The sequence below is a fragment of the Nonomuraea sp. NPDC048881 genome (genome assembly GCF_040649795.1).
Lineage (GTDB): Bacteria > Actinomycetota > Actinomycetes > Streptosporangiales > Streptosporangiaceae > Nonomuraea.
Map to the genome: position 1 here is coordinate 211,171 of NZ_JBEZGC010000003.1, position 16,521 is coordinate 227,691.

At 73.2% G+C, this 16,521-nt stretch carries 17 protein-coding genes; 7 read left to right on the forward strand and 10 right to left on the reverse strand.

Annotated features, from left to right (window positions below; translation table 11 throughout):
- Positions 1 to 6: 6 nt before the first annotated feature.
- The 7 genes from AB0C33_RS11805 to AB0C33_RS11835 all read right to left on the reverse strand — a co-directional run bounded on the left by AB0C33_RS11805 (position 7) and on the right by AB0C33_RS11835 (position 6,512).
- Entirely contained in the window at positions 7 to 1,047 is a 1,041-nt protein-coding gene (locus tag AB0C33_RS11805) for a M24 family metallopeptidase (protein ID WP_358286344.1), read from the reverse strand.
- Positions 1,044 to 1,946 carry an ABC transporter ATP-binding protein gene (locus tag AB0C33_RS11810; RefSeq protein ID WP_358286345.1) on the reverse strand — a complete coding sequence of 301 codons (903 nt, stop codon included), beginning with the start codon at positions 1,944 to 1,946 and terminating at the stop codon, positions 1,044 to 1,046. Before AB0C33_RS11810 ends, AB0C33_RS11805 begins: the two co-directional genes overlap by 4 nt.
- Positions 1,946 to 2,758, reverse strand: coding sequence for an ABC transporter ATP-binding protein (locus AB0C33_RS11815; RefSeq protein WP_358286347.1), 813 nt, complete (start codon positions 2,756 to 2,758; stop codon positions 1,946 to 1,948). Before AB0C33_RS11815 ends, AB0C33_RS11810 begins: the two co-directional genes overlap by 1 nt.
- Positions 2,755 to 3,615, reverse strand: coding sequence for an ABC transporter permease (locus AB0C33_RS11820; RefSeq protein WP_352328927.1), 861 nt, complete (start codon positions 3,613 to 3,615; stop codon positions 2,755 to 2,757). Before AB0C33_RS11820 ends, AB0C33_RS11815 begins: the two co-directional genes overlap by 4 nt.
- A complete protein-coding gene (locus AB0C33_RS11825) occupies positions 3,612 to 4,727 on the reverse strand; it encodes an ABC transporter permease (RefSeq protein ID WP_358286349.1) in 1,116 nt (371 codons plus the stop codon). Before AB0C33_RS11825 ends, AB0C33_RS11820 begins: the two co-directional genes overlap by 4 nt.
- Before the next feature lie 12 nt (positions 4,728 to 4,739).
- On the reverse strand, positions 4,740 to 6,320 hold the full coding sequence (locus tag AB0C33_RS11830; protein ID WP_352351040.1) for an ABC transporter substrate-binding protein: 1,581 nt from the start codon (positions 6,318 to 6,320) through the stop codon (positions 4,740 to 4,742).
- 63 nt (positions 6,321 to 6,383) lie between these two features.
- Complete coding sequence (locus AB0C33_RS11835; RefSeq protein ID WP_358286351.1) at positions 6,384 to 6,512, reverse strand: hypothetical protein; 129 nt, start codon at positions 6,510 to 6,512, stop codon at positions 6,384 to 6,386.
- Between AB0C33_RS11835 and AB0C33_RS11840 the strand changes: the two genes are divergently transcribed.
- The gene (locus AB0C33_RS11840; protein WP_352351036.1) at positions 6,513 to 7,064 is read left to right on the forward strand and encodes an Lrp/AsnC family transcriptional regulator; all 552 of its coding nucleotides are present in this window, start codon (positions 6,513 to 6,515) and stop codon (positions 7,062 to 7,064) included.
- 241 nt (positions 7,065 to 7,305) lie between these two features.
- Here AB0C33_RS11840 and AB0C33_RS11845 read toward each other — a convergent pair whose 3' ends face one another.
- Positions 7,306 to 7,656, reverse strand: coding sequence for a hypothetical protein (locus AB0C33_RS11845; RefSeq protein ID WP_358286353.1), 351 nt, complete (start codon positions 7,654 to 7,656; stop codon positions 7,306 to 7,308).
- 259 nt (positions 7,657 to 7,915) lie between these two features.
- On the opposite strand from AB0C33_RS11845, the gene AB0C33_RS11850 reads away from it, so the two are divergent.
- From AB0C33_RS11850 to AB0C33_RS11865, 4 genes are all read left to right on the forward strand, one after another.
- On the forward strand, positions 7,916 to 8,683 hold the full coding sequence (locus AB0C33_RS11850; protein WP_358286355.1) for a hypothetical protein: 768 nt from the start codon (positions 7,916 to 7,918) through the stop codon (positions 8,681 to 8,683).
- A 2-nt stretch (positions 8,684 to 8,685) separates the two neighbouring features.
- Positions 8,686 to 9,417 carry a hypothetical protein gene (locus AB0C33_RS11855; RefSeq protein WP_358286357.1) on the forward strand — a complete coding sequence of 244 codons (732 nt, stop codon included), beginning with the start codon at positions 8,686 to 8,688 and terminating at the stop codon, positions 9,415 to 9,417.
- A gap of 67 nt (positions 9,418 to 9,484) precedes the next feature.
- Entirely contained in the window at positions 9,485 to 10,477 is a 993-nt protein-coding gene (locus AB0C33_RS11860) for an aminoglycoside phosphotransferase family protein (protein WP_358286359.1), read from the forward strand.
- Between the two features lie 114 nt (positions 10,478 to 10,591).
- Entirely contained in the window at positions 10,592 to 11,656 is a 1,065-nt protein-coding gene (locus AB0C33_RS11865) for an NAD(P)-binding domain-containing protein (protein WP_358286361.1), read from the forward strand.
- A gap of 219 nt (positions 11,657 to 11,875) precedes the next feature.
- Here the strand turns inward: AB0C33_RS11865 and AB0C33_RS11870 are convergent, their stop codons facing one another.
- Positions 11,876 to 12,514 (reverse strand): GNAT family N-acetyltransferase, encoded by a 639-nt coding sequence (locus AB0C33_RS11870; RefSeq protein WP_358286363.1) that lies wholly within the window; start codon positions 12,512 to 12,514, stop codon positions 11,876 to 11,878.
- Between the two features lie 136 nt (positions 12,515 to 12,650).
- Between AB0C33_RS11870 and AB0C33_RS11875 the strand changes: the two genes are divergently transcribed.
- Positions 12,651 to 14,354, forward strand: coding sequence for a protein kinase (locus AB0C33_RS11875; RefSeq protein ID WP_358286365.1), 1,704 nt, complete (start codon positions 12,651 to 12,653; stop codon positions 14,352 to 14,354).
- 111 nt (positions 14,355 to 14,465) lie between these two features.
- Positions 14,466 to 15,461, forward strand: coding sequence for a hypothetical protein (locus AB0C33_RS11880; protein ID WP_358286367.1), 996 nt, complete (start codon positions 14,466 to 14,468; stop codon positions 15,459 to 15,461).
- Here the strand turns inward: AB0C33_RS11880 and AB0C33_RS11885 are convergent.
- The gene (locus AB0C33_RS11885) at positions 15,458 to 16,375 is read right to left on the reverse strand and encodes a pirin family protein (RefSeq protein ID WP_358286369.1); all 918 of its coding nucleotides are present in this window, start codon (positions 16,373 to 16,375) and stop codon (positions 15,458 to 15,460) included. The two genes, AB0C33_RS11880 and AB0C33_RS11885, sit on opposite strands and share 4 nt — an antisense overlap.
- Positions 16,376 to 16,521: the final 146 nt, after the last annotated feature.

The window sequence follows — 16,521 nt, forward strand, 5'->3', positions numbered from 1 at the left end:
GCCGCCTCAGCGGTCGAGGACGTGCAGGGTGTGCGGCCGCGTGCCCAGCGGCACCGGCTCGGCGGCCGTGCACGCCACCACATCGGCCACCCGGGCGCCGAACAGGTCGGGCACGTAGATGGCCGGCTCCAGGCAGACCGTCATCCCGGGGGCGAACACCGCGTCCTCGCCGGCCCGCGGCCCCTCGTCGTGGCCGAGGCCCACGCCGCGGCCCACGTGCGGGGCGGCGAAGCGGCCGTACCCGCTGGCGTCGATGACCTCGTGCACCGTCCTGGCCAGCTCCGCGAACGGCACGGACGGCCGCAGCGCCGCCAGCGCCGCGCGGTGGGCGGCCAGCACCACCGAGTACATCGCCTCGTAGTCCTCCGGCGGCTCGGCGACGGCGAACACCCGGCCCGCCTCGGCGCAGTAGCCGTCCCAGCGGCCGCACACCGACACCAGCAGCGCGTCGCCCGGGTTGATCACGCGCCCGCCGGGCACGTGCTCGGGCCGCGCGGTGTGCTCGCCCGCCGACACGCGCAGCGAGATCACCTCCTCGCAGCCCGACTCCACGGCCAGCAGCCGCAGCCGGCGCGCCATCGCCCGCTCGGTCGCGCCGAACCAGGCCAGCTCGGCCGCCTGCGCCAGCACCGCCTCCGCCGCCGCGACCGCCCGGCCGAGCGCCGTCAGCTCGGCCGGGTCCTTGCGCAGCCGCAACGGCGCCAGCACCGCGGAGGCGGGCACCAGCTCGGCGGCGATCGCCAGCCGGAACAGCTCGCTCGCCCGCATCTCCGGGTCCACCCCGACCCGGCGCGCGGAGGCGGGCACCAGGCCCGCCGGGTCGCGGGTCTCGACGATCGCGTCGGCCGTCACCACGAGGAACACGCCCGGCCCGGCGCCGCCGTCCGGCGAGCCGTCCTCCGGTTCGGCGCCCTCAGGGAAGGTGGTTTCGGGGGAGGCGCTCAGGAACCGGAAGTCGGGCGAGGGCCGCAACACCAGCACGTCGATGCCCTCCTGGGCCATCGCCCGCCGCACGGCCGCCACCCGCGCGGCGTGCCGCCGGCTCACGCCGGCTCGTGCAGCCAGCAGGCGACCGGCCCGAAGTCCGGCTCCTTCTCGCGGCACACCTCCATCACCAGCGGGCAACGCGGGTTGAACCGGCACCCGCCCGGCGGGTTCGCCGGATCGGGCACGTCCCCGGCCAGCTCGGCGGGCAGCACGCCCATGCCGTCCGGCTTGGGGATGGCCCCCAGCAACGCCTTCGTGTACGGATGTTTCGGGTCGTCCCACACCTCGGCCGTCTCGCCCACCTCGACGATCTTGCCGAGGTACATGACGGCGATCCGGTCGGCGATCAGCCGCACCACCGACAGGTCGTGGCTGATGAACAGCAGCCCGGCCCCGGAGTCCACCGCGAGGTCGCGCATCAGCCGGGCCACCTGGGCCTGGGCGGAGGCGTCCAGCGCGGAGATCGGCTCGTCGCCGATGAGCAGCCGCGGCCGGGCCGCCAGCGCCCTGGCGATCGCGATGCGCTGCCGCTGGCCGCCGGAGAACTCGTGGGGGTGCCGTCCGGCGAACTCGCGCGGCAGGCCCACCCGCTCCAGCAGGTCGGCCGGGTCGGTACGGGTGTCGCCCGCGGTGCGCAGGCCGTCGGCGATCTGGTCGCCCACCCGGCGCCGCGGGTTCAGCGACGCGTACGGGTCCTGGAACACCATCTGGATGCCCGTGAGCTTCCTGCGCCGCAGGCCGAGCGGCGTGACCTGCTGCCCCTCGAACGCGATCGACCCGTGGGTGACCGGGTTCAGCCCGCAGACCGCCCGCGCCAGGGTGGACTTGCCGCACCCCGACTCGCCGACCAGGCCCACGACCTCGCCCGCCCGTACGGTCAGGCTGGCCCCCGCCACCGCCCGCACCACCGGACGCCCGGGGGAGCGGTGCTCGACGACCAGGTCCTCGATGTCCAGCATCAGCCCTCCACGTCCGAAGCAGAATCAGGCACAGAAGAATCAGGCACAGAAGAATCAGGCAGCGAGTCCAGCAGCGCGCGGGTGTAGGGGTGCTCGGGGTCGCGCAGCACCCGTCCGCGCGGCCCGGTCTCCACGACCAGGCCGTCCTTCATCACGCTCACCTCGTCCGCGACCGCCGACATGACGCCCAGGTCGTGCGTGACCAGCAGCACGGCCAGGCCCAGCTCGTCGCAGAGCCCGCGCAGCAGCCGCAGCACGCCCGCCTGCACGGTCACGTCCAGCGCCGTGGTCGGCTCGTCGGCGATCAGCACCTTGGGCGAGCAGGCCAGCGCGACGGCGATCGCGATGCGCTGGCGCATGCCGCCGGAGAACTGGTGCGGGAAGCGCCCGTACGCCTCCTCGGCGCCCGGGATGCGTACCTTGCCCAGCAGCTCGACCGCCCGCGCCTTCGCCTCGGCCTTGCCCAGGCCCAGGTGGTGGCGCATGTGCTCGGTGAGCTGCCGGCCGATGGTGAGCATCGGGTGCAGGCTGGTCGCCGGGTCCTGGAAGACCATGGCGACCTCGCCGCCGCGCACCTGGTTGAGCTCCTTGGGCGGCAGCGTGAGCAGGTCCCGCTCGCCGAGCCCGATCCGGCCCGAGACGCGCGCGCCGTGCGGCAGCAACCCCAGCACGGCCAGGCCGGTCATCGTCTTGCCCGACCCGCTCTCGCCGGCCAGGCCGTGCACGCGCCCGGCGGCCAGCTTCAGGTCGACGCCGCGCAGGATCTCCTTGCCGTGGATCGACACCTTCAGGCCGGTGATGTCCAGCGTCACAACGCACGCTCCTTGATCGCGCGGGCCGTCCGCGGGTCGAGCGCGTCCCGCAGCGTGTCGCCGAGGAAGTTGAACGCCAGCACCACGGTCAGGATCGCCAGGCCGGGGAAGGTCGCCACCCACCAGCTGTCGAAGACCTCCACGCCGGAGGCCACCATCGCGCCCCACTCGGGGGACGGCGGCTTGGCGCCCAGGCCCAGGAACGACAGGCCGGACAGCAGCAGCAGCGCCGTGCCGATGTCGAGCGTGGCAAGCACCAGGATCGGGCCGGTCACGTTCGGCAGCACGTCCACCCGCAGCGAGCGCCACACCGAGAAGCCCAGCAGCCGCCCGCTCAGCACGAACTCCCGCTCGCGCACGCCCAGCACCAGCCCGCGGGTGACGCGGGCGTAGGCGGGCCAGGCCACCACCAGCACGGCCAGCACGGCGTTGCCCAGGCTCGCGCCCAGCGCCGCGGCCACCACCATGGCCAGGATCACGGTCGGGAACGCGAACACCAGGTCCGCGATCCGCATGATCGTCTCGCCGACCCACTTGCCGAAGTACCCGGCGCACGCCCCCAGCAGGCCGCCGACCAGCACCGACAGCACGACCAGCAGCAACGTCAGCGGGATCGACACCCGCGCGCCGTACATGACGCGGCTCAGGATGTCGCGTCCGAGCTGGTCGGTGCCGAACCAGTGGCCGGGCCCCGGGGGCGCCAGCCGCGGCAGGTCCTGGGCCAGCGGGTCGTGCGGCGCCAGCCACGGCGCGGCCAGCGCGATCACCAGCCAGGCCACGGCCAGGACGGCGCCCGCGACGGCCAGCGGCTGCCGCCACGCCTCGGGCAGCCTGCCCAGCAGACCCTTGCCTCTCATTGCAGCCTCACTCGGGGATCGATGACGCCGTACAGCACGTCCACGATCAGGTTGATGACCAGGTAGACCACGCCCACGACCAGGCCGACGCCCATCACGGCGGGCAGGTCGAGGCTGGTGGCGCTCTTGTAGGCGTACTGGCCGACGCCGGGCCAGGCGAAGATCGCCTCGACCAGGACGGTGCCGGACAGCAGGCTGCCGAAGGCCAGACCGGCCACGGTGATGATCGGGACCAGCGCCGAACGCAGCACGTACCTGAACAGGATCACCCGGCCCGGCAGCCCCTTGGCGCGGGCCGCCCGGACGTAGTCCTGGCCCAGCACCTCCAGCACCGCCGAACGGGTGAAGCGGGTCAGCAGGCCGATCGTGTACAGCGCCAGCACCAGCGCGGGCGTGATCAGATGGCCGACGGCGGAGGTGAAGATGTCCCACCGGCCCGCCAGCAGCGCGTCGACCGTCTGCAGCCCGGTCACCGCCGGCGCCGAGCCGAGCGCCGCGTCCACGCGACCGCTGCCCGGCGTGATCTGCAACCGGAAGAAGAACACGTAGAACGCCACCAGCGCCAGCCAGAACGTCGGCACCGAGATGCCGATCAGGCTGACCAGCCGCAGCACGTGGTCGGACAGCCGGTCCCTGCGCAGCGCGGCGACCACGCCGAAGGCCACGCCCAGCACCAGCGAGATCAGGATCGCCGCGCCCGCCAGCTCCAGCGTCGCCGGGACGAACTCGGCCAGGTCCTGGCTGACCGGGCGGTGGCTCTGCTGGCTCATGCCCAGGTCCCCCTGGACCAGGCCCTGCAGATAGATCCCGTACTGCTGCCACAGTGGCTTGTCCAGGCCGTGCTCGGAGCGCCACTGCGCCACGATGGCCGGGTCGCCCAGGGCCCGCTGGCCCAGGTTGGCGGCCACCGGGTCGCCGGGCACCAGGTTCGTCAGCAGGAACGTGACGAGCGTGATGCCCCAGGCCAGCAGCACGGCGATGAGGATGCGCCGGATGAGGAAGCGCGCCAGCGGGTGCACACCCCGCCGCCGCGTGCCCGCGGCGGCCGCCTCGACCGGGGAGCCGGCGCCGGGGCGCGGCGGCGAGCCCGCCGCGCCCGGGTTGTCGGACACCTGACGGTCTCCTTACTTCGCGCCGAGGTCGGCGACGTCCACGGTCCAGACCGGGTGGTACTCCAGGCCCGTCACGGACGCGGCCGACACGATGTTCTGGCTCGGCTGGATCAGCGGCACGAACGGGCCGGAGGTGTTGAGCTTGGTCTGCAGGTCGGCGTAGGCCGTCTTGCGGGCCTCGTCGCCGATCGCGGTCGCGGCCTTGTCAGCGGCCGCCTCGATCTCCTTGGCCGCGCCTTCCTTCCAGCCGGCCCGCAGGCCCACGGTCTTGCCGGGGGCGAAGGCCAGGTAGTCGCTCGGGTCCGGGTAGTCCGGGCCCCAGTACCACAGGCCCATCTCCTCCTTGCCGTTGCGGTAGTTGTCCAGCGCGGTCGTCACCGGCGCGGGCTGGAGGTCCACCGTGATGCCGACCTCCTTGAGGTTGGCCTGGATGCGCTCGGCCAGCGGCTGGAACGACAGGCCGTTGACGGTCAGCTCGCTCGGGAACTCCAGCTTGACGGTCGGGTTCGACACGCCGCTGGCCGCCAGGGCCGCCTTGGCGCCCTCGACGTCCCGCTTGGGAGCCTGCTCCGGCGGCAGCGCGCCGAGCAGCTGCGACGGGATCACGCCCGGCGCCTGCGTCGAGCCCTCGCCGGCCAGCTCCAGCAGGCCCGCGTAGTCGACGCCCTTGCGCACGGCCTCGACGAACTTGGCGTTCGGCGTGGTCTTGCTGACGCCCGAGTCCTGGTTGGCCAGCAGGAAGATGACGTTCGCCGAGGCGGTCTTCTTCACCTGCAGGGTGGAGGGCATGTTGGTGACCTGGTCACCGGACAGGTTCAGCGCCACCTGGCTGTCGCCGCGCTGCACGTTGAGCTTCTGCGTGGCGGCCTCGACGTTGCGGATGACGACCTTGTCGTAGGCCGGCTTGGTGCCGTAGTACTTCGGGTTCGCCTTGAGCGTGACCTGGCTGCTCACGTTGAACGACTCGATCGTGTACGGCCCTGACCCCGCCGAGGAGGCGTTCAGGTACTGCTCGGCCTTGTCCTGGGCGTCGGCCGTCGCGCCGTGCTCCTTGGCGACCTTGCTGTTGAGGATGCCCAGCGCCGGGTTCGGCAGGATGTAGGGCAGCGCCGGGTTCGGCGCCTTCGACGTCAGCGTGATCGTCGAGTCGTCGGTCTTGGCCACCTCGACGCCGTCCAGCAGGAACGACGGGGTGCCCTTCATGTCGCGCACGCGGTTGAGCGAGAACACCACGTCGTCGGCGGTGATCGGCGAGCCATCGGCGAAGGTGGGGCCCTTCTTGAGCTTGAGCGTCAGCGTCTTGCCGTCCTCGCTCAGCTCGTAGGACTCGGCCAGCGCCGGGACCGGCTTGGTCACGTCGGAACCGTCGAAGGTCAGCAGCGTCTCGTAGACGGCCTTGCCGACGATGAGCCCGGTCGGCTCGTAGGTGCGGCCGGGGTCGGCCGTCTTGAGGTCGAACGACGTGTCGATGACGAGCGTCTTCCCACCGCCACCGGAGGCCGCCGGGGTCTGCGAGGTGCCGCCGCTTCCGCAGGCGGCGAGGGCGAGCGCACCGGCGAGCAGCACTGCCGCCGTCTGCGAGCGGGTCGCCATGGGGTCCTCCAAATTGGACGTTCGGGAGAAGGATGTCGAGGATTGTCCGGCAGAACGTCCAGGTCATGTGCGGTCCACGAGACGGATATAAATGGTCGAGGTGTAATGATGAGTGATATTTCCAGAAATGGTGCCAGCGGCGGCGGTCAGCCTGGACGGATCGGCATCGGTCTCGAACTGGACGACGTCCATATGAAGATCCTTGAGGTCCTGCGCGAGAACGGCAGGATCTCGGTCGCCGCGCTGGCCGAACGGGTGGGCATCTCCCGCGCGAACGCCTATACGCGCTTCGAGGCGCTGCGCGCCGACGGCGCGATCAAGCGCTTCACCGCGGAGATCGACCACGTGCGGGCCGGGCTCGGCATCACCGCGCTGATCTTCGTGACGGTGCGCCAGCAGATGTGGAAGCAGTTCAGGGCCGAACTGGCCCGGATGCCCGAGGTCGAGTACTGCGCGATCACCACCGGCCAGCACGACGCCATGATCCAGGTACGGGTCTCCGACGTGGCCGCCGTGCACGCCATGGTGACCGACCGCCTGGCCAACATCCCGGCGGTCAAGGCCACCGAGACCGTGTTCATCCTGGACGAGGTGCTCAGGCGGCCGTACGTGCTGCCGTCCGACCGGGACGCCTCCCGTCCCGCGCGGCGGACACCCCAGGAGACGCAAGGGGACGTGCCGCTCGGCATGATGCGCTTCGTCGGCGCGGCCGAGGGACGCGCCGCCCTCCGCAAGGACGGCTAGCCACCGCTCTGCGCGAGGACGGCTAGCCACCGCTCTGCGTAAGGACGGCCGGGCGCCGCCCTCGGCATGGTCGGGCGCCGTCCCTCCGCGAGGAGGGTGGGGCGCCGCCCTCCGTGAGCAGGGTTGGGCGTCGCCCCCTGGGCCGAGAGCGGCCGGGCGGCCGGGCGGCCGGGCGGCCGGTGTGTCGCCCGCTCCCGGCCGATCGGCCTCCCGCCCTTCCGGCTTCCCGTCGGAGGGCCGGTCAGGAGGCCGGGACCTCGGCGCACACGCTGACGTGCAGCGTGTCGTCGCCGTCGAACCGGAACTCCTCGACCAGGCGCAGCAGCCCGTCCTCGCCCTGCTCGACGCGGCTGCTGCTCTGGCCGCCCGCCTTGCCGCCCGCCTTGAGCGCGTGGGCGTAGGAGATGGAGACGTCTGCGCCGTCGCGCGTCCCGACGAAGCGGCCGTGGGTCACGGTGTCGCCCGTGTAGCTGCCCCACACCACGCCGTCGGCCTCCCAGTACAGGAACTCCGTCGGGCTGTCGGGGTCCACCGCGCTCGCCGTCGAGCTCACCATCACGAATTTACGGCCGTTGAGATTCACGCCGTCCATAGTCACCATTTTTCTGGATCATCACCGACCGGCTGGACGTTTGGTCAGAACACCCGGTCATGATCAACGATCCGTCCAGCGACGGCGCCGCCCCGGATCCCTGCGCGAGCAGGTTCTCGACGTCTCCGGTGCCGCCCGGCGCCGCTCCCTCGGCGGCCGACACGCTTGCCGCGACTTTACTTGCCGGTAGCTGACACCAGCGTTGCATAGTGTGATAGTCATGTAACACTGTGTATTCGAGAAGATTTGGGAGATCTTCATGCTGGCGTACACGCTCTCGATCGTGGCGGCCGTGGGCGTGGTGGCGCTCACCGCGCTGGTGTTCCGGCTCACGAAGAAGGGCAGCGAGGACGCCGAGCCCGACGGGGTCTCGGCCGGTCACTCCGGGTCGATGTTGTCGGCCCTGTTCCTGCTGGTGTTCGCGATCGCGATCATCGTGCCGTGGACCACCGCCGACGCCGCCCGCCAGAACGCCCAGGCCGAGAGCCAGGCCGCGATCGACGCCTACTGGGCCGCGGCCGACCTGCCCGGCACCGCTCAGCAGACGGTCCGCACCGCGCTGCGCGACTACGTCACCTTCGTGGTCAGAGACGAGTGGCCGCTGATGGCCGAGGGCCGGATGGACCCGGTCGGCGCCGCCCGGCTCGACGCCATGCGCAGCCGGGTGAGCGCCGTCGACGCCAAGACCGACGACGACAAGGACGCCCGCGACGCCGTGCTCGAACGCGTCGCCGCGATCGCCGCCGCCCGTTCCCAGCGCTCGATGGACGCCGCCGCCACCCCGCCCCAGGGGCTGCTGCTGCTGACCGTGCTCACCGGCCTGCTGGTCGTCGTCTTCCCCTACCTGGCCGGCGCGCGGCCACGCGGCCTGGCCGTCCTGCCGCTGCTCGCGATGGCCGCGATGCTCGGCTTCGGCACCTATCTGACCTGGGACATCTCCCACGCCTTCGCCGGGCCGCTGGCGGTCGGGCCGCAGGCGTTCCAGGGCGCACTGCAGGAGTTCTCCCGCATCGCCGGGGGAATGTGACCGTGGGCGTCAGGCGTGCGCCGCTGCTGCTGGCCGCCGCTCTGCTCGCCGCGAGCGCGGCCGGCCCGGCGGCGGCCGACCTGCAATCCCCGGTGCCCGGCACCGTGCGCGTGCGTCCGTCGCAGCTCCCGAGCCCGGGGATCACGATCCACGGCGGGCGGGGGCGCGACGGCCGCACCGGGCCGGTGGTGTCGGTTCCGGGTGCGCAGATCTGGGACGATCCGGAGCCGGTGGTGTCGGTTCCGGGTGCGCAGATCTGGGACGCCCCGGAGCCCCACGCGTCGGTGTCGACGCGGCCCGGCGGGCGGGCGCCACGGACCGGCGCCCCTGTGCCGCGCGTGTCGATCGGCCCCGGGTCGGTGTGCGTGTACGGGCCGAGCGGCAGCGTCGAGGTGGGCGACTGCCACGTCCGCCCGTCCCCTCCGCCGCCTCCGCCGCCTCGCTCGTCGCCGCGGCCGACACCGCGTCCCACGCCGCCATCCACTCCGCCGCACACGCCGAGGCCGGTGCACCACCCCACGCCCCGGCCGGTGCGCGTGGCGCCTCCGGTGCGGGTGCCCGTCCAGGAGGTCACGCCGACGCCCAAGCCCACCCCGACGGTCGCGATGCACAAGCGGGTCAAGCAGCTCCAGGCGCCGCCGCGGCGCAAGAACCCGCTCGGCACGGTCCTGGTCATGGTGGTCCTGGTGACGGCGATCGCCTCCACGACCGCGGTCGCGTTCAGGGCCCGCTGACGCCTCCCGGCGGGGTCCGGGCTCGACGGCGGCGGCCGGTGCGCGGCGTGATGCGAGGATGGCGGACGTGTCCGAGCATGACGAGGAACTGCTGACCGGTTGTTGTGACGGCAAGTCGCTGACCGGTGGCGGTGACCGGGAACTGCTGACCGGTGGCGGCCCTGACGAGGGGGTGCTCGCCGGTGGTGGCGGCGGCTTGGAGCGGGTGATCGGTGGCGGCCCTGACGAAGGGCTGCTCAGCGGGGGCGGGTGTGCTGAGGAGCTGCTGACCGGGGGCGGTGTCAACCAGGTGGTGCGGGTCGGCGCCACCGTGCGCCGCCCGACCGGCCCGTGGACGCCGGCCGTGCACGCGCTGCTCGCCCACCTGGCCGCCCGCGGCTTCACGGGCGCGCCGGCCGGGCACGGGATCGACGTCCAGGGCCGGGAGGTGCTGGACTTCGTCCCCGGCGAGGTGCCCGGTCATCCGTTGCCCGACTACGCCCGCTCCGACCAGGCTCTCGGCGACGTAGCCCGGCTGCTGCGCCGCTACCACGACGCCACCGAGGGTTTCCGGCCCGCCGCCGGGGCCGCCTGGTACTTCCCGCCGCGCGAACCCGCCGAGGTCATCTGCCATGGGGACGTCGCGCCGTACAACTGCGTGTTCCGCGACGGGCGGCCGGTGGCTTTGATCGACTTCGACACCGCCCATCCGGGGCCGCGCGTGTGGGACGTCGCCTACGCCGCCTACCGGTTCGTCCCGCTGAGCGATCCCCGCCACGACGGGGCCGATCCGGTGGGGGAGCAGGCACGCAGGCTGCGGTTGTTCACCGACGCCTATGGCCTGGCCGAAGGTGACCGGTCGGCGCTGCCCGTCACCGTCGCCGACCGGCTGGCGCACCTCGTACGGCACATGCGCGACCGCGCGGCGGCGGGGGACCGGGCCTTCGCCGCGCACATCGTCCGCGGCGACGACCTGTTGTACGGCGCCGACCGCGAGCACGTCCTGCGCCACCGCGCCCTGTTCGCCACGGCGCTGACAGAGCCGCCCCCCCGCCTGACCCGGCCGGGCGCCGCTGCCTGATCCGGCCGGGCGCCGCCGCGGGAATGGCTCGGCGCCGTTGCGGGGCGGGGCGGGTGTCGCCGCAGGAATGGCAGGGTGGGAAGAGCGGGCGGGTGTGCGGGGTTGCACTCGACCGTGGAGACGACCGAGGTTGTGGTGATCGGTGCCGGGCAGGCGGGGCTGTCCAGCGCGTACTTCCTGCGGCGGTTCGGCATCGGGACGGTCGTGCTCGACGCGGCCGCAGGGCCCGGGGGCGCGTGGCGGCACCGGTCGCCGTCGCTGACCATGGACAAGGTGCACGGCATCTTCGACCTGCCCGGCGTGCCGGACGGGGTGGCGGCGGCCGGTGACCGGCCCGCGGCGGAGGTCGTCCCGGAGTACTACGGCGACTACGAGCGGCGCGTGGGGCTGGAGGTCCTGCGGCCGGTCAAGGTGACGGCCGTCCGGGAGGGGGAGGACGGGCGGCTGGTCGTGGCGGCGGACGCGGGGGAGTGGGCGGCCAAGGCCGTGGTCAACGCGACCGGCACCTGGACGCGTCCGTACTGGCCGTACTACCCGGGGGCCGGCGACTTCCTGGGCGAGCAGCTGCACTACGCAAGTTATCGCGGGCCGGCGGCGTTCGCCGGTCGGCGGGTGGTCGTGGTCGGGGGCGGGGCCTCGGCGATGCACGTGTTGTCGGAGGTGGCCGGGGTGGCCGCCGGCACCGTCTGGGTCACCCGGCGTCCGCCCGTCTTCAGGGGCGACGACTTCGGCGAGGACGCCCGGCGCGAGGCCGTCGCCCTGGTGGAGGCACGGGTGCGGGACGGGTTGCCGCCGCAGAGCGTGGTCAGCGTCACCGGGCTCGGCTACAGCGTCGTCGTGCGGGAGGCGATGGCGAAGGGGGCGCTGGAGCGGCTGCCGATGTTCCGCCGCCTCACCCCGTACGGCGTGGAGTGGGCGGACGGGCGGCAGACCGCGGCGGACGTCGTCGTGTGGGCCACCGGCTTCCGGTCGGCGCTCGACCACCTCGCGCCGCTGCACCTGCGGGAGCCGGGCGGCGGCATCAAAGTGGACGGGACGCGGGTCGTCCGGGAGCCGCGGCTGCAACTCGTCGGCTACGGGCCCTCGGCCAGCACGGTCGGCGCCAACCGCGCGGGCCGCACCGCCGCCCGCAACATCCGCGCCCTCCTGACCCCACGCCCAGCCGTCCCAGCCGCCTGACCCGCGCCAGCCCCTACCCGCGGCCTGACCTCGCGTCCGGCGCTTCGGGCCGTCTGGCCTCGCGCCCGGCTATCCCGGTCGTCTGGTCTCGCGCCCGGCGATTCCGGCCACCCGGCCGCGCGCCAGGGCCTGATCTCGTTTCCGGTGCTTTGGGCCGCGTGGCTTTGCGTGGCTTTGCGTGGCTTTGCCCTTACTTCGCGCGCGGCTTGGCGCAGGGGGTCAGTTCTCGGCGACGCCGAAGGCGGTCCAGCCGAGGTCGGGGAAGCCCGCCGCTTTGGCGACGGCGGCCGAGGCGGTGTTGCTGACCGCGTGCATGTACGTCGGCACCGCCCCCTCGTCCAGCACCCGCCGCGCCGCCTGCGCCACCAGCCGTCTGGCCAGACCGCGCCCGCGGGCCTCGGGCGCGGTCACCACCGACAGCTCCCGGCCGAACCGGTCGTGCCGTTTGATGCCCACCCCGGCCAGGTGCTGGCCGGTCTCGGGGTCCACGGCCACCAGCACCTCGCCGCCGAACACGCGCAGCCATCCGGGGACGGCGTCGTCCGTCGCCGGGACCCACTCGCCGGCGTCGGGCAGGGGCGTGGGCTCGGTGGTCCACCGGAAGACGGCGTCGAACCAGCCGCGATCCCCATATCCGATCAGCTCGGGGATCTCCCGGAGCGTCCGCGCGGCGCGCACCCGGGCGACGTGCTCGGGCGGCACCGACAACATCGCCCCCTCCGGACTGCCGACGCCGACGGCCGGGTGCACGCGGCCGTCCCAGGCGGGCAGCGTACGCAGCGGCGAGCCCGTGACGTCGAGGTTTCCCGTGGGCGGCCAGGCCCCGAGCCATTCGCGCAGATGATCGGTGAGAGCCACGGACCTACTATAGGAAGTAGGAAAAATACCGATTGCGACAGGGGGTCGGTTACTCCCGCGAAGGGGCTCGACACGCCGTGTTACCTTCGGCTAGCGTCCTGACATAAGGATCTTTATCCGGTCAGGAGGGCCCGACATGGCTGTTCCCGGTTACACGGAGATCCGGGAACTCGGTCACGGAGGAACCGGCCGCGTCGTGCTCGCCGTCCGCGACTCCGACGGCTTACCGGTCGCGATCAAGCACCTGTCCGAGGCCCTGCGCGCGGACGGCGAGTTCGCCGCCCGGTTCCACGCCGAGGCCGGGGTCATCGGCGAGATCGACAGCCCCCACACCGCCCGCCTGCTGGACTACGTCGAGGCCGGGGGCACGTCCGCGATCGTGATGGAGCTGGTCGACGGCGTCACGCTGCGCCGCCTGATCGCCGCCGAGGGCGGCACCGGCGTGGAGGCCGCGCTCACCCTGCTGAAGGGGGCCCTGCTCGGCCTCGCCGAGGCACACCGGCGCGGGGTGGCCCACCGCGACTTCAAGCCCGAGAACGTCATCGTCACCCCGGACGGCGACAGCAAGCTGGTCGACTTCGGCGTCGCGGCCCGGTTCGGCGAGACCGGCGCCCTGGCCGGCACCCCCGCCTACATGTCCCCCGAGCAGTGGGAGGACGCCCCGGCCGGCCCGGCCTGCGACGTGTACGCCGCCGCTCTGGTGTTCTACGAATGCCTCACCGGCCGCCGCCCGTTCACCGCCGCGAACCTGGCCGCCCTGGCCTTCCAGCACCAGCACATGCCGCCCCCGCTGGAGCACGTGGACGGACGCCTGCGCGGACTCGTCGAGCACGGCCTGGCCAAGGACCCCGCCCACCGGCCCGCCTCGGCCGAGGCGTTCCTGGCCGAGCTGGAGGAGGTGGCGCGCGGGACGTACGGCGCGGGGTGGGAGCTGCGCGGGCGGTCCGGCCTGGCCGTGCTGGCGATGCCGTTCGCCGCGCTGCTGCCGTCGGCCGGGACCGGCGGGGGGATGGGCGAGGGCCTCGGCGGAGGGATCAGCGGGAGGAGCGGTCCGGAGCACGGCGTCGCGACGGGCACCAGCGTGGTGCGCAGTTCGCTGGGGCCGCCGGCCAAGCTGGGGGTGACCGGCGGACTGGTGCTGGCGACGGCGGCGGCGGTGGCCTCGACGTTCGTGATCTGGAGCGGCTCGCCCTCGCCGGACAGCGGCATCGCGATGCCGCCGGAGTCCGCGGAGAGCTCGTTCGTGACGCCGCCCGTCTCGCCGGATCCGGAGCTGCCCGTGCCGAGCGGGTCAGGGACGGTCTCGCCGCCTGTGACGGCCACCGCCGGGGCCAGCGGGCAGCCGACTGTGCCGGCCATGCCGACTGTGCCCGGCGTGCCGACCGCCGGGCCCGCGTCGTCCGCGCCGCCCGCCACGAGGGCCCCGAACAGCCGGCCGCCGAGGCCGACCAGCGGGCCGTCGGAGTCCGGGCCCCAGAAATCCGAGCTGCCGAAGTCCGGGGCGCCTTCGGGGCCGCCCACGCGGTCGTCGCCGACGTCCACCCGGCAGTCCGCCACCGGCGGCCCGGTTCCCAAGCCGCCCGCCACGAGCGCCCCCGCCCCGGAGCCCTCCGCGAAGCCGCCCGCCAAGAGCCACGAACCGCTTCTGTCCGTCTCGGTCGGGTTGTCGCTCGGCGGCTCGCTGCTCGGCGGGGGCGGGGGCGGGTTGCTGGACGCCGACCTCGACGTCGGGTTGGGCTCCAGCCTGCTCGGCATGCTCGTGGTGCCGGGATCGGCCCTGCTCGGAGGCCGCATCGCGGTCAGACGCGCACGAAAATCACGTAGTCAGGAAAAGTCATGAGTTGCGGGGAATGATGCTTGATCCCCTACTATCAGCGTCGGAAAGAGGGCGTCCCGGACTCTGATTAGCTCCTGACCGGAACCTGCCCTGCGGCTCAGGCTAAGGAGGACAGTGGCGGTCGCCTCCTCCGCCGTGGGCCACGTGGCGCGGGCCGTGGTCGCCGTACTCGTCGGGCTGACGCTGACGGCGGGCAACGCCTCAGCCGGGCGCGCGGCCCCCAAACCCTCGGTGAAGCAGCTCAAGAAGGAGCTGGCCGCGCTGAGCAAGGAGTCGGACCGGCTCATCGAGGAGTACTACAACAGCCGCCGCGCCCAGCAGCAGGCCGAGAAGACGGAGAAGAGCGCGCGCGAGCGGCTGGCCGCCGCCCAGGAGGTCTACGACCGGGAGTCCCTCCAGCTCAGGACGCTGGCCGTGGCCCAGTACATCGGCGGCGAACCCAACCAGATCGCCCTGTTCACCGGTAGCCAGAACCCGGACGCGCTGCTGAGCCGCCTGGCCCTGAGCCGCCACCTCATCGACGTCCAGGACGCCCGGCTGCGCGGCTACGCCAAGGTCAGGGACGAGCGCCGCAAGGCCGAGCAGGAGGCCGCCGCCCGCGCCGAGGAGCTCGGCACCGCGGTGGCCGACCTGGAGGGGCGCAAGAAGAAGGCGGAGAAGCTGATCGAGAAGATCAGGGACCGGATCGACAAGCTCTACACGGCCCCGGGCGTGCGCCGCCCGGACGGCACGTGGGTGCCGCAGCTCCCGGACGGCTCCGAGAACATCACGCCCCGCATGCGCCTGGTCAAGACGCTGATCAAGGAACGGTTCACGGTGCCGTACGGGATCGGCTGCTACCGGACGATCCAGGACGGCGGCGAGCACCCGCTCGGCCGCGCCTGCGACTTCATGCTCAGCCACGGCGGCGCGATGCCGTCGGCGGCCGAGGTCAAGCGCGGCTACGAGATCGCGAACTGGGCCATCAAGAACTCCCGGCGCCTGGGGATCATGTACATCATCTACCGCCAGCGCATCTGGCACGCCAGGACGGGCGCCTGGCGGACGATGTCCAACCGCGGCGGCACGACGGCCAACCACTTCGACCATCCGCACATCTCGGTCTACTAGCGCGCCTCGGGACGTACCCGTCCGCGCGGCTTCAGGCGGATGGAGGGCAGCGCCGGGGCGGGCAGCGGCTCGCCGTCGAAGCCCTCGACCGCGCCGAAGCCCTCGCCCTCCGCCCACTCCTTCCGGAAGGCGGCGATCTCCTCGTGGGAGCGCCCCACGAAGTTCCACCACATGACGATCTCCTCGCCGAACGGCTCGCCGCCGATCAGCAGCACCCGCCCGCGGCCCGACAGCCGCAACGTGCCGGGACCCGGCGGCAGGTAGCGCAGCGCCCCCGGCACGGCCTGCTCGACCTCGCCGTCGAGCAGCAGCAGCCCGTGCTCGAAGGCGGGGTCGAGCGGCACCTCGCCCGTGCCGTCGACCGTCACCTCGGCGCCCACCAGCGGGGTGTAGGTGGTCGCGGGCGAGGTCACGCCGCCGAGCGTGCCCATGATCACGGTGGCGTCGAAGCCGGGGCCGGACAACACGGGCAGGGTGGCGTGGTGCTCGAAGGCGGGGACCGTGCGCCGGTGGGCCTCCGGCAGGGCCACCCAGAGCTGCACGCCGTGCAGCGTCGTGCCAGGCGACTCCTCCGAATGGGAGATGCCGCGCCCGGCCGTCATCAGGTTGAGCCGGCCGGGACGCACCTCGCTCAGGCTGCCGACGCTGTCACGGTGGAGCACCTCGCCCGCGAGCAGCCACGTCACTGTCTGCAGGCCGGTGTGGGGGTGGGGCGGCACGCGCATCAACGCCGGCTCGGGGCCGTAGGCGTCGACGAAGCACCAGGCGCCGATCATCCGCCGGTGCACGCCGGGCAGCGTCCTGCTCACCCGCATCGCGCGCGGGCCGCCCAGCGGCACCTCGCGTCCGGTCAGCACCTCGCTCCGGTCGCCGCCGTCGGCGGCGCAGCGGAGTTCGCGGGGGTCACGTTCCATGTTGCTCACCCCACGACTGTAGGGGGCCGCACGGCCTCCTACAGTCGGCGTCCCCCGGACGGGACGGCTGTCCCAAGGTCTCCCATCAGCCGTCCAGGGATGGGACGGCTGGCCCAGGGTCTTCCATCAGCCGTCCAGGGATGGGA